Below are 12,946 nucleotides of genomic sequence, written 5' to 3'. Positions count from 1 at the left end.
ATCAGCCCGCCGGGGGCCACAGGTCGCGCACCGTCACGGGCACACGCGGTGCAAGCGCACACATCAATTCATAGGCCACGGTGTTGGCCGCCAGGGCCACCTCGTCGATGGGCAGCAGGCTGCCGTGCGGGCCCTGGCCCCAGAGGGTGACCTCGGCGCCGAGGCCGGCGTGGCGGCCGGCCTGTTCCACGGGGGTGAGGTCCACGGTGAGCATGTCCATGGACACGCGGCCCACCACCCGGGTGAGCACGCCGTCCACCAGCACCGGGGTGCCGGTGCCGCAGTGGCGCGGATAGCCGTCGGCATAGCCGCAAGCGACCACGCCAATGCGCATCGGCTGGGGGGCGGTGAAGGTGCTGCCGTAACCGACGGTATCACCGGCCTGCAGGGACTGGGTGGCGATCAGGCGGGATCGCAGGGTCATGGTGGGCAGCAGGCCCCAGTGACGGGCGGTGTGGGCGGGGAAGTCGGGGGCCGAGCCGTAGACCATGATGCCCGGGCGCACCCAGTCGGCGCGCACCTCGGGATGGTCGCCGGCATAGCGCAGGGTGGCGGCGCTGTTGCTGAGCGAGCGCTCGCCCGGCAGGTCGGCGGTGGCGGCCTGGAAGGCGGCCACCTGGTGAGCGATGCCGCGGTCGCCGTCGGCGTCGGCGAAATGCGTCATCAGGGAAATCTCGTCCACCTGGGTCAGGCCGCTCAGGCGCATCCAGGCGGTGCGGAAGGCGTCTCGCTGGAAGCCCAGCCGGTTCATGCCGGAGTTGAACTTGAGGAAGACCCGGTGCGGCCAGGTGGTCTTGTGTGTGGCCAGCCAGTCGATTTGCTGCTCGGTGTGCACCACGTGCCACAGGTTCAGGCGCGAGCAGGCTTCCAGGTCGCGGGCCTCGAAGCAGCCTTCCAGCAGCAGGATGGGGCCGCGCCAGCCCAGGGCGCGCACGCGCTCGGCCTCGGCGATGTCGAGCAGCGCGAAGCCGTCGGCACCTTGCAGTCCGGCATAGGCGCGTTCGATGCCGTGGCCGTAGGCATTGGCCTTGACGATGGCCCAGACCTTGGCGTCAGGGGCAGCGGCACGGGCGCGCTGCAGGTTGCGGGCGAGGGCGTCGGGGTGGATCAGGGCTTCGATGGGACGGGGCATGGCCGCGGGTTCCGGGGGCGATCGGACGATTCTGCCAGCCGCACCGTCGCATCGGATGCGATGCTTGGCCGTCCCGGTCGAAGCTTTCACGGGTTTTCCGGCCACGGCAGGGTCGTCACCGCATGCTATAAACCCGGGCGCTTCCGGCCCCGAGGAAGCGTCCGTTGCCCGCAGTCTCAAGGATTTCACGCAGCCCGGAAGCCGGCGCCCAGCGAGCCCAGCGAATGAAAAAAGGCTTCTACACCATCATGTCGGCGCAGTTCTTCAGCTCGCTGGCCGACAACGCCTTGTTCGTCGCGGCGGTGGAACTCCTGCTGCTGTCGGGCGCCGGTGAATGGCAGCGCGCGGCCTTGGTGCCGATGTTCGCGCTGTTTTATGTGGTGCTGGCGCCCTTCGTGGGGGCGTTTGCCGACTTCCTGCCCAAGGGCAAGGTGATGTTCGTCTCCAACAGCATCAAGGTGGTGGGTTGCCTGATGATGCTGTTCGGCACCCACCCGCTGTGGGCTTATGCCATCGTGGGGCTGGGCGCGGCCGCCTACTCGCCGGCCAAATATGGCATCCTCACTGAATTGCTGCCGCCGTCGCAACTGGTCAAGGCCAACGGCTGGATCGAAGGCCTGACGATCGCCTCCATCATCCTGGGGGTGCTGTTGGGCGGCCAGCTCGTCGGGCCGGTGCTGGGGCCCTGGCTGCTGTCGATCGACGTGCCCGGGTTCGACACGGGCATCGCCAGCGCGCCGGACGCGGCCATCGCCACCATCATCTGGATCTACGTGGTGGCGGCGGTGTTCAATCTCTTCATCCCGCGCACCAGCGCGACGCTGCAGCCCCTGCCGGCCTCGCCGATGGAGATGCTGCGCGACTTCCGCACCTGCAACCGGCGGCTATGGCGCGACCGGCTGGGCCAGATTTCGCTGTCCACCACCACGCTGTTCTGGGGCGTCTCGGGCAATCTGCGCTACATCGTGCTGGCCTGGGCGGCGGCGGCGCTGGGCTACACCACGACCCAGGCCTCGTCATTGGTGGGGGTGGTGGCGGTGGGCACGGCCGCGGGCGCGGTGGTGGCGTCGGTCTGGATGCGCCTGGATCTGGCCACGCGGGTCATCCCGCTGGGCATCGCGATGGGGGTGCTGGTGATCGGCATGAACTTCATCGACAACGTCTGGGTGGCCGCACCCTTCCTCGTTCTGTTGGGCGGACTGGGAGGCTTCCTGGTGGTGCCGATGAATGCGCTGTTGCAGCACCGCGGCCACAACCTGATGGGCGCGGGCCGCTCGATCGCCGTGCAGAACTTCAACGAGCAGGCCTGCATCCTGGGCCTGGGGGCCTTCTACACCGTGATGACCAAGGTGGGCCTGTCGGCCTTCGGCGCGATCACGGCCTTCGGTCTGGTGGTGGCCGGCACGATGTGGTTGATCGGGCGCTGGCATGCCCACAACCTGCGCCACCATGCCGGGGAGGTCGAGCACCTGCTGGAGATCGCGCGCAGCGACCGGCACTGAGCAGGGAGCTCAGCCGTCGAGCACCTCGCGCAGCTTGCGACCGAGTTCGTCGATGCGAAAGGGCTTGCTCAGCAGGTGCACGCCGCGATCGAGCCGGCCGTGGTGCACGATGGCGTTCTCGGTGTAGCCCGACATGTACAACACCTTCAGGCCGGGGCGCAGTTGCGCGGCGACGGCGGCCACCTCCTTGCCCGAGAGGCCACCGGCCAGGACCACGTCGGTGAGCAACAGGTCGAAGTGCGGGCCATGCCGCAGTTGCTCGATCGCTTCGTGGCCGTTGCTGCACACGGTGGCGCGGTAGCCGAGCTTTTCCAGGCTGGCGACGGCCACCAGGCGCACCAGGTCGTCGTCTTCCACGAGCAGCACGTGTTCGTGACCCGGGGCCAGCGCGGCGCGTTCGACGCGCCGGTAGTCGGCCTCGGTGGCGGCATCGGCGCGCGGCAGGTAGAGCTTGACCGTGGTGCCGTGGCCGGGCTCGCTGTAGATCTTCACATGGCCACCGGACTGGCGTGCGAAGCCATAGACCATCGACAACCCCAGGCCCGAGCCCTGGCCGGCCGGCTTGGTGGTGAAGAAGGGGTCGAAGGCCCGCGCCACGACCTCGGGCGGCATGCCCGGGCCGGTGTCGGAGACGGCCACGAGCACGTACTGGCCCGGCTGGATGCCGTGGATCTCGGCATAGTCGCGAGCGACGGACATGTTGGCCGTCTCGATGGTCAGCCGGCCGCCGCCAGGCATGGCGTCGCGGGCATTGATCGCGAGGTTGAGGATGGCGTTCTGCAGTTCGTTGGGATCGACCAGGGCCTTCCACAGCCCGCTGCCGCGCACGAACTCGATGTCGATGTGCTCGCCCAGCGTGCGCCGCAGCAGCGGCTCGAAGTCGGCCAGCAGCTCGTTGATCTGGGTCTGCCGCGGATCGAGCGGCTGTTTGCGCGCAAAGGCCAGCAGCCGGTGGGTGAGGGCGGCGGCGCGTTCGCCGGCCTGGCGGATCATCGCGACGTGGGGGCGCATGCTGTCGGGGCCGGCGGCGAGCTGTTCGTCCAGGGCATCGACGGCCCCGAGGATGACGGTGAGCAGGTTGTTGAAGTCGTGGGCCACACCGCCGGTGAGCTGGCCCAGGGCGTCCATCTTCTGGGCCTGGCGCAGCCGGGCTTCGGTCTCGACGCGCTGGGTGATGTCCTGGAAGTACACGGTCAGTCCTTCGTCATGGGGGAAGGCGCGCACCGAGAACCAGGTCTCCAGCGGGGGATAGAAGAACTCGAAGCTCACCGACACTTTGTGGGCGCGCGCGCGCTGGTATTCGGTGTGCAGCACGGTCTCGCGCGCCTCGGGAAAGGCCTCCCAGACGTTGCGGCCGAGCAGATCCTCGCGGCGGCGCTGCAGCAGCCGCTGCGCCTCGTCGTTCAGGTAGACGAAGCGCCAGTCGGGATCGAGCGCATAGACGGCGTCGGAGATCGAGGACAGGATGGTTTCGATGCGCGCCTGCGCCGCCTGGGTCTGCGCCATCGCGGCCTCGCGCTCCCGGGACGACAGCAGGTTCTCCAGCGCCGCACCGGCCACGCTGGCCAGTTGCATCAGTTCGTTGTGGTCGTCCGCCGTGAACGCGCCGTCGGGCTTGTCGGCCAGTTCGAGCCGGCCGAGGGGGTGGCCGTCCTGTCCCACCAGGGGCACGGCCAGGCCGGCGGGCGGGTCCGACGCACCGGCCTGTTCGGCGCAGGCCTGTGAACCGCTCACGACGCTCAGCGGGCTGATGCCGGCGCTCTCGCGGGCGGCGAGGCTGGCCCGGGCCGCAGGGGCCCCGAACAGCCGGCGCGCCACCTCGCCGGCCTGCTGGAGCAGCGCCTCGACCGTGGGGGCGCGCACCAGCCGGGCGGAGGCTTCGGCGATGTCGCGCAGCCGCTGGGAGCGTTGGCGGTGCCACTGTTCGCGTCGAGCGACATGGTTCAGCACCAGCACCGAGGCCCCGAAGAACACGGACATCGCCAGGGCGCCGATCGCCACCTGGAAGACCAGCCGCTCGCGCCACGGGGCGAGAACCTCGTCGAGGCCCAGGCCCACGTAGACGGTGGCGGCGGAGTCGTCGACCCGGCGGAAGGCGGACAAGCGCTCCACGCCATCGGTCACGTAGGCGCCGGCCAGGCGCCCCTGAACCCTGGGTGCTCGCGGTACACGGCTTGGTTGCTGAAGTCCTGGCCGAGGAAACGCTCGACCCAGGGGCTGCGCGCGATGAGCACGCCTTCGGCGCTGAAGAGTCCGACGGCGCCTTGCTCGCCCAGCCGCAGCTTGTCGTAGAAGCGCCGCAGATGCTCCAGCGAAACGACGGCGGCCACCACGCCGGCGAACTGTCCGTCGGGCGTCTCGATGCGCCGCGAGGCATTGACGATCCATCGGCCCTGGGCATACCCGACGCGGCCCAGGCGCGGCGGACCGAGGTACAGTGCGGCCTCCCGCCGTTCGCGGTGAACGCGGAATTCGGGCGTGTCCGAGAGATCGGTGGGCTCGGGTTGCGGGGTGCGCGAACTGGCCACCAGTCGGCCTTGCGCGTCGAGCACGAAATAGGCGTAGGTACCGGCCGATCCGGCCTGGCGGTCTGCCAGCATCTCGTGCAGGCGGGCGCGGTGGTTCGGTGGCAAGGAGCTCATGGCCTCGATGGCGGAGGTCAGTCCGAGATCCAGCGCGGCCAGGGTCTGGCGGGTGTGCTCGGCCAGCGCATCGGCCAAGTTCTCGGCGTCCCGGTAGGCCATCTCGATCACCCGGGCCCGGTCGGTGCGGGCCTGCAGGGTGATCAGGGCGGCCAGCAGAGCCAGCACGAGCAGGTTGGCCAGCACGAGAGCACGCCTGAGCGTCACCTTGGATTCGCTGAAGGCCATCGAACATCTCTCCCTCGGCAGGGCAGCCTGGCCGGGGCCGCCTTCGGCGCCGCTCGCACGCCGGGACGACGCGGCGCTTGTGACTGTGTCGCGATGATAGACGGGCTCGGAGACAATCGTCCGATGACTTTGCCACGTTCCTCCCCCGGGCCCGTGCTGGCCCTGCTGTTCAACGCCGCCGTCTGGGGCCTGTCGTGGTGGCCAATGCGCCACCTGCAGGGCTTGGGCCTGCATCCGCTGTGGACCAACGTCGGGCTGTTCCTGATCGGCTGTGCCGTGCTGCTGGCCTGGCGGCCGCAGGCCCTGGGGCAGGTGCTGGGCACGCCGGTGCTGTGGGCCATGGCGGTGGCCTCGGGGGTGGTCAACGCGGCCTTCAACTGGGGTGTGAGCATTGGCGAGGTGGTGCGCGTGGTGCTGCTGTTCTACCTGATGCCGGTGTGGACGGCGCTGCTGGCACGGCTGTGGCTGGGCGAGCGCCTGGGGCCCGGCGGGGTGTTGCGGGTGGGGCTGGCTCTGGGCGGGGCGGCGCTCGTGCTCCAACCCGAGGGCCTGGCCTGGCCGCTGCCGCGCAGCCTGGCCGACGCGCTGGGGCTGCTGGGCGGCATGGCTTTTGCCTGCAACAGCGTGCTGGTGCGGCGTCATGCGGCGGTCACGCGCGACGAAGGTCGTGCCCTGGCGATGCTGATGGGCTGCGTGGGGGTGTCGCTGGCGCTGGCGCTCGGGCTGGGGCCGGCCACCGGCGCGGACTTGGTGCCCTGGCCCCCGCCTGCCCAGGCGGACTGGGGGGCCGTGCTCGTGCTCACGGCCCTGGCCTTCCTGGCCGGCAACCTGGCCTACCAGCACGGCGCCTCGCGGCTGCCGGCCAACGTCACGGCGGTGGTGATGCTCACCGAGGTGGCGTTCGCCGCTGTGTCGTCGGTGGTGATCGCCGGGGAGGAGTTGTCGGGGCGCACCCTGCTGGGCGGCGGGCTGATCGTCGCGGCGGCGCTGCTGGCGGCGATCGTGCCTTCGCGCAGCGGCCCTGGCGTTCAGCCTTCGGCGAAGGCCAGCCGGCGCACCTCGGCCAGCAGCTCGGCTTCCTCGTAGGGCTTGGTGAGGAAGACGTCCACGCCGGCCTCCTCGGCGCTGCGCAGGTGCTTGTGGGTGGCCCGCGAGGTGAGCATGACCACTGGCAGCTCCTTCCACAGCCGCGATTCGCGCAGGCGCCGGGTGAGCTCCAGGCCGTTGAGGTTGGGCATCTCCAGGTCGGTGAGCACGACGTCGGCCTTGCGGCGGATCAGCGCATCCAGCGCATCGAAGCCGTCGCTCGCGGTGGTGACGTCGTAGCCGGCGTCGCCCAGGAGTTGGGCGAGCGTCTTGCGCACCGAGATGGCGTCGTCGACCACCAGCACGTGCTTGCGCTCGACCTGCATGCGCCGGCGCAGCCGCTCGGCGGCCTGGCGGCGCACCGGCGAAGCGTAGGCCTGCTCCAGAGCCTCGAGGTCGAGCAGGAACACGAGCCGGCCGTCGGCCCGGAAGGCGCCGCCGGCCACGCCGCGCAGGCGGCGCAGGTAGCGCCCGATGTCTTGCAGGATGAGCTCGCGCGAGTCGACGATGCGGTCGACTTCGAGCGCGATCTCGCGGCCTCCCACGCGCGCCAGCACCACTGCGCGGGCCGCAGCCGCCGAGGCGGGGGGTGGCAGGCCCAGCCAGGCGCCGAGCCGCTGGTAGGGGTACAGCCGCTCGGCGTGGCGGAACTGCGTCCCCTGTGGGCCGAGGACGAGCTGGCCCTGCCCGGGGGCCAGCGCCAGCGTGAGGCCCTCGCTGGGCAGGGCGTAGATTTGGCCGCCGACCTCGACCATCAGCGCATGCTGCAGGCCCGTGGTGGCCGGCACCGTGAGCACGAAGCGGCTGCCCGCCCCGGCGCGGCTGTCGATGTCGATGCGGCCCTTCATCGCGCGCAGACGGTCGGCCACGACGTCCAGACCCACGCCGCGGCCGGAGATCTCGCTGACTTGGCTGCGCGTGGAAAACCCCGGCAGCAGGATCAGCCGGGCCAGCTCGGCCTCGGTGATGGGGTCGTCGCGCTGCAGCAGTTCCAGCTCCAGCGCGCGGGCATGGACGGCCGCCAGGTCCAGGCCGCGCCCGTCGTCGCTGCATTCGACGGTGACGGTGCGGCTGTCGCGGGCGAAGCGCAGCACCACCCTGCCGCGCGGCGGCTTGCCGGCGGCGGCACGCTCGGCCGGCGGCTCGATGCCGTGGTCCACCGCATTGCGCAGCAGGTGCAGCAGGGGCTCGGTCAGCCGGTCCAGCACCTCGGTGTCCAGCGGCATGTGTTCGCCCTCGATGTGCAGCTCGACCTCCTTGCCCGTGGCCCGCGCGGTCTGCGCCACGTTGCGCTTCAGGCGCGGGACGATTTGGCGCACGCTCACCAAACGAGCGCCGATCAGCTCGCGGTGCTGCTCGACGAGCTCCTGCCCCTGCTTGCGCAGGGCCTGCACGGCCACCTGCACCTGGGCGCGTGCGGCACGGATGTGTTCGGCCTCGTCGGCCAGTGTCTCGGCGGTGAAGCGCACGAGCGATTGGAGTTCGTTGTAGCGGTCGAGCTCCAGGCTGTCGAAGAGGGCGCCATCGGCCGGCGCTGAGGGCGTCAGCGCATGGCCTTGGCGATCGATGGCCAGTTCGAGGTCGCGCAGGCGGTCTTGCAGCGAACGCTGGGCCCGCTCGATCTGCGCCAGCCGATCCTCGACCTGGCGCACCATTTCTTCGGCTCGGCCCTGATGCACGAGAGCCTGGCCGGCGCGCCGCACCAGGCGGTCCAGCCGTTCGACGGCGATGCGCAGCGTGGCGCGCGCCGTCTCGTCGGGCGCAGACGGCATGGAGCTCGCGGCCGCAGTGTCCTCGCGCGAGGAGGGGGTGGCCTCCAGGGCCGCGGGCACGGTCTCCAGCGCCAGGGCCTCGACACGGCCGTCGTGGATGGCCTGCACCCACCGCTCCAACCGGTCCAGCCAGGCCTGGGCGTCGCGCGGGGCGTCCTCCTCGCCGCGCAACGCATAGATCATCTGGTCCAGGCAGGCCACGGCCTGCTCGAGGTCGCGCGCCAGGGCGCTCGGCAGGCGGCCTTCGCGCTCGACGGCATGGTCCAGCACGTCCTCGATGCGGTGGGCCAGCCGCCCGATGCCGCGGATGCCGATGATGTGGCCGCTGCCCTTGAGCGTGTGGGCCACGCGGCGCGCCTCGTGCAGCGCCGGCGCGTCGGCGCGGCCGGCCGCCAGCGCGCGCACGGCCTCGGCCAGCGTGGCCACCTGGCCTGGGGCGTCGTCGAGGAAGACCTCGTAGAGCGCGGCGTCCACGTCCTCGGGCACGTCGAGCGAGACGTCGGCGGCGGCCGCGCCGTGCGCCGCGGCCGGGGTGTCGGCCGCCAGGGTGTCGGACGCCGCGGGCGGTTGGCGCAGCCGCTCGCACAGGACCTGCAGCGACCCGGGGGGCGGAGCCAGCGGGCCGCTGCGCAGGAAGTCGGTCAGCGCCTGCGTGGCCGCCGCCGAGGCGGGGTCGTCGAGGTAGGCCTGCACCGGTGGCTGCCACTGCGCCAGCCAGCCCAGGGCCGCTTGGCGGTCGGGGGCCTCGAAGGTCGCGAGGACGCTGATGCCGTCGCGCAGCAGGTCCAGCACGAGGCCCAGGCCGTCCAGGCCGACGACGCGGCAGGCCTGGCCCAGGCGGTCGAAGAGCGTGGCCGCCTCGGCAGCCGGGGTCGGGTCGTCGGGACTGCTGAGCCACTGCATCAGCGCGCCGTCGACCTCGGGCACGGTCAGCGTGAACTCCTCGCGCAGCACCTGGAGCAGGGCCTCGACCTTCATGCCTGACTCACTGCACCTGCTGCGCAGGCAGACGGAACTGCCCGACGGCCTCGGACAGGCGACGGGCATAGTCGACCAGGGTGGCGGTGGATTCGGTCTGCTGCTCGATGGCCAGAATGGTCTGGGCCGATCCGCGGTTGAGCTGCTCGACCGACAGGCGCAGCTCGTGCGCCAGCGTGCTCTGGGCCTGCGAGAAGGCGGCGATCTGCTGCACCAGACTCACGAGCTGGGCCGTGGTGTCGCGGGTCTCGGCCATCTGCGCGCCGGCCTGGCGGGCCTGTTCGGACTGCCGCACCACCTCGACGATGAGGCGGTTCATCGTCAGCAGGGTGTCGCCGGTCTCCACCTGGATGCTCTGCACGAGCTGGGCGATCTGCGCGGTGGCCGCCCGCGCGGATTCGGACAGGCGCTGCACCTCCTCGGCCACCACCACGAAGCTGCGTCCGGCCTCGCCGGCGTTGCTCGCCTGCATCGAGGCATTGAGCGAGAGCACGTGGGTGCGCTCGGCGATCGCGTTGATGAGGTTGACGACGGTGGAGATCTCCTGGCTGCGCTCGCCCAGGCGCTTGAAGCGCTTCTCGGTCTCGGCGATGGTGCCGCGCAGCGCCTCCATGCCGCGCACCGTGGCGTCCACGGCGCGCAAGGCGGCGTCGGTGGCGGCGCTGGCCAGCTCGGCGGCCTCGCTGGAGTTGGTAGACAGCGCGGCCATCTGGGCGAGCTGGTAGGTGGCCTGGCCGAGGTGGGCGGCCATGCCCTCCAATGCGGCGCGCTCCTCCTGCGCGGTCTCGTCCACGCGCAACGCCTGCTCGCCCACGAATTCGCAGGCGCTGCGCACCTGGTCGGCGATGTCCTGCACCTCGTGCAAGGTGCGGCTGGTCTCTTCGCCGAGCTGGTTGATCGAGGCCGACAGCGTGCCGATGATGTCCTCGGTCACCTCCGCGCGTGCGGTGAGATCCTTGTTCGACATCTGGAACACCGTGTGCAGCAGGCCCACGACCGAGCGGTTGAGGCTTTCGTTCTCGTGCGCGATACGTTCCAGGCGTTGGCCGCGTTCGTCGAGCACGCGGTCGAGCGCGGCGCCCAGTGCGCCCCACTCGTCGCGGCGTTCGAGGCGAGCGCGAACCTGGGTGTCGCCCCGGGCGGCACGCTCCAGGGTGTCGCGCAACTGGTGCAGCGGGGCTTGCCAGCGTCGGCCCAGGTGCGCCAGCACCAGCGCGCCCAGCACCATGGCCAGCCCGATGGCGGCCACGGCGGGCCAGGGCACGGCCTGCTCGGCTGCGGCCGGCGCCCAGCGCAGGGCCGCCAGGGCCGACACCCCGCCGAGCACCGCAGCCCCGGCCCCGCCCAGCAGCAGCTTCTGGCTCAGGTTCATGCGGGGCTCCTGGAGGGGACGGTCGCAGGCATGGTGGTTCAGGCCAGGCTCAGTTCGGCGGCCCAGGCTTCGAGCAGGGCCGCAGCGTCGATCAGGGCCCAGGGGTGGCCCTGGGCATCGACGGCCGCACCACGCACGAACTCGGCCAAGGCCGGCGGCACCCCGGGGGCGGCACCACCCACCGGGCGCACCCGCGTGGGCAAGCCGCGGAAGATCAGGCCGGCGGCCTGGTCGCCGTCGCCGCCGATCAGGACATGGCTGCCTGGACCCGGCGGCGTGCCCTGCGTCGGATCCAGCCAGCGCAGCAGGTCGAACACCGCAACGACCGTGCCGTTCACGTTGGCCGCTCCCAACAGCCAAGCCGGCGCGTGGGGCACGTCCGACAGCTCCACGTCTTCGACCAGGTTGCGCGCCCAGGTGAACGGGAAGGCCAACGCCCAAGGGCCGCAGCGCAGGCCCTGGGCCTGGGGGGGCGCGGCCGCGCTGAGGGGTGGGGCGTCGGGGGGCAGGCTCACGTCGGACGGGTCGGGCAGTCGGGGCAATCAGCGCCACAGTGTAGGGGCCCTCGGGTGGCTCCAGGAAGCCCGCCGGCGGCGGCCCGAACCGGATCAGTTGGCGGCGGTGTTCTCGAAGCCACGCTGGAAGGCGGCATCGTAGGTGCTGATGACGCGCACCAACTCGTCCTCCGACAGGGGTTTGGTCAAGTAGGCGTCGCAGCCGGCCAGGGTGCCGCGGATGCGGTCGACCGGCCCGGCCCGGCTGGTGAGCATCACCACCACCGGCACCCGGCGGCCCGGCGGCGGGGCCTTGCGCTTGATGGCCTTGCAGGTCTGGTAGCCGTCCATGCCGACCATCATCACGTCGAGAAAAACGAACTCGAACTGCTGGTGCGCGATGCGTTCGAGCGCCTCCTCGCCGCTGCGCGCTAGGTGCACCTTGAAGCCGAAACGCTTCAGGCGTGTCTGCATGAAGCGCAGCGCGATGTCGGAGTCGTCGACCACGAGGATGTGATCGAAGCGTTCGTCGCCGTCGACGGTGACGGAGTTGGAAAAGTCGCTGCTGCCGGACGGTTCGGCGTGGGGCGTCGCCGTCGCGAGGCGGCGGCCCGAGGCGGCGGCCGGCATGGACTCCAAGGCCAGACTCGGCGCCGGGGCCGGGCGCGGCGGTAGGGCGGACAGGCCCGGGGAGGCTGAGCGCTGAGCGGCGGCGCTGGGCTGGCTCATCTCGTCGAGCAGGCGCAGCACGTTCATCAGGTTGATCGGGCGCGGCAGCCGGCCCAGCCCGGCGCCCACGTCTTGCGCGCCGATGAACAGGCAGCGCTGCAGCCGGCCCGCCTCGCGCACGGCCGACACGGCCGCGGCGTGGTCGGCGTCGGCGATCACCAGATCGGCGCTGCGCAAATCCTCGACGAGGTCGTAGGCGGGCTGGCGCCGAGCCGCCAAGCGGAAGAAGGACTGGAAGGTCGAGCGTTCGAAGGCGCTGAAACCCTGGACGGCCACCCGGTAACGCATGCTCATGGGGGGAAGGCTCCTGCGGCCGGGAACGGACGCCGACCGTCGGTGCGCCGGGCCCAGCAAAGCGGTGCGCCTATGTTCGGGCCCGGCCTGCCCGGGCGTCAAGCCCGAGAAAGGGGGGCGCCATCGGTGGACAAAGGCGACGACCTTCCGGGCGGCGCGGCGGCGGGCTACCATGGCCTTCTTGCCCGCATGCATGGCCAGCCATGAACGCCCGACACGACGAACGCACCCTCTACGACTTCGACGCCCGATCCATCGACGGCCGGCCGGTGAAGCTGGCCGACTACCGCGGCAAGGTCTTGCTCATCGTCAACACCGCCAGCCAGTGCGGCTTCACCCCCCAGTTCGCCGGGCTGGAGACGCTGTGGCGCAAGCACGCGGCCCGGGGTCTGGTGGTGCTCGGGTTCCCGAGCAACGAGTTCGGCGGCCAGGATCCGGGCAGCAACGAGGAGATCGCCAGCTTCTGCCAGGTGAACTACGGCGTGAGCTTCCCCATGATGAGCAAAATCAAGGTCAACGGAGCGGATGCCCATCCGCTGTACCAGTGGCTCACCGCCGAGGCTCCGGGTCTGCTGGGCACCAAGGCGATCAAGTGGAATTTCACCAAGTTCCTCGTCGACCGCCACGGCAAGGTGCTCAAGCGCTACGCTCCCACCGACCGGCCCGAGGCCCTCGAGCGCGACATCGAGGCCGCGCTGGCGGCGCACTGACAGGGGC

Annotated in this window: 10 protein-coding genes; 3 read left to right on the top strand and 7 right to left on the bottom strand. The window is 71.2% G+C overall.

Annotation, left to right across the window (positions count from 1 at the left end; all coding sequences use genetic code 11):
• Position 1: 1 nt before the first annotated feature.
• Positions 2-1,132, bottom strand: a complete 1,131-nt coding sequence (alr, locus tag ACK4ZD_RS04640) for an alanine racemase (RefSeq protein WP_409659265.1) — start codon at positions 1,130-1,132, stop codon at positions 2-4.
• 224 nt (positions 1,133-1,356) lie between these two features.
• Here alr and lplT point away from each other — a divergent pair, with 224 nt between their 5' ends.
• Positions 1,357-2,634, top strand: coding sequence for a lysophospholipid transporter LplT (gene lplT, locus ACK4ZD_RS04635; RefSeq protein WP_409659263.1), 1,278 nt, complete (start codon positions 1,357-1,359; stop codon positions 2,632-2,634).
• A 9-nt stretch (positions 2,635-2,643) separates the two neighbouring features.
• Here the strand turns inward: lplT and ACK4ZD_RS04630 are convergent, their stop codons facing one another.
• Together ACK4ZD_RS04630 and ACK4ZD_RS04625 are read right to left on the bottom strand one after the other, a co-directional pair.
• Positions 2,644-4,737 carry an ATP-binding protein gene (locus ACK4ZD_RS04630; RefSeq protein WP_409659261.1) on the bottom strand — a complete coding sequence of 698 codons (2,094 nt, stop codon included), beginning with the start codon at positions 4,735-4,737 and terminating at the stop codon, positions 2,644-2,646.
• 17 nt (positions 4,738-4,754) lie between these two features.
• Positions 4,755-5,504: a cache domain-containing protein gene (locus tag ACK4ZD_RS04625; RefSeq protein WP_409659259.1), complete on the bottom strand. Its 750-nt coding sequence runs from the start codon at positions 5,502-5,504 to the stop codon at positions 4,755-4,757.
• A 123-nt stretch (positions 5,505-5,627) separates the two neighbouring features.
• Here ACK4ZD_RS04625 and ACK4ZD_RS04620 point away from each other — a divergent pair, with 123 nt between their 5' ends.
• Entirely contained in the window at positions 5,628-6,590 is a 963-nt protein-coding gene (locus tag ACK4ZD_RS04620; protein ID WP_409659257.1) for a DMT family transporter, read from the top strand.
• On the opposite strand, the gene ACK4ZD_RS04615 is transcribed toward ACK4ZD_RS04620, so the two are convergent.
• The 4 genes from ACK4ZD_RS04615 to ACK4ZD_RS04600 form a co-directional block, all read right to left on the bottom strand.
• Entirely contained in the window at positions 6,533-9,340 is a 2,808-nt protein-coding gene (locus tag ACK4ZD_RS04615) for a response regulator (RefSeq protein WP_409659255.1), read from the bottom strand. The genes ACK4ZD_RS04620 and ACK4ZD_RS04615 overlap by 58 nt on opposite strands.
• A 7-nt stretch (positions 9,341-9,347) precedes the next feature.
• A complete protein-coding gene (locus ACK4ZD_RS04610; RefSeq protein WP_409659253.1) occupies positions 9,348-10,712 on the bottom strand; it encodes a methyl-accepting chemotaxis protein in 1,365 nt (454 codons plus the stop codon).
• A 38-nt stretch (positions 10,713-10,750) separates the two neighbouring features.
• Positions 10,751-11,254, bottom strand: a complete 504-nt coding sequence (locus tag ACK4ZD_RS04605; RefSeq protein ID WP_409659251.1) for a chemotaxis protein CheW — start codon at positions 11,252-11,254, stop codon at positions 10,751-10,753.
• 66 nt (positions 11,255-11,320) lie between these two features.
• Entirely contained in the window at positions 11,321-12,229 is a 909-nt protein-coding gene (locus tag ACK4ZD_RS04600; RefSeq protein ID WP_409659250.1) for a response regulator, read from the bottom strand.
• 203 nt (positions 12,230-12,432) lie between these two features.
• Between ACK4ZD_RS04600 and ACK4ZD_RS04595 the strand changes: the two genes are divergently transcribed.
• The gene (locus ACK4ZD_RS04595; RefSeq protein ID WP_409659248.1) at positions 12,433-12,939 is read left to right on the top strand and encodes a glutathione peroxidase; all 507 of its coding nucleotides are present in this window, start codon (positions 12,433-12,435) and stop codon (positions 12,937-12,939) included.
• Positions 12,940-12,946 lie beyond the last annotated feature (7 nt).

Source organism: Caldimonas sp. (assembly GCF_046291045.1).
Lineage (GTDB): Bacteria > Pseudomonadota > Gammaproteobacteria > Burkholderiales > Burkholderiaceae_C > Caldimonas.
This window is presented reverse-complemented; position numbering and strand designations above follow the sequence as displayed.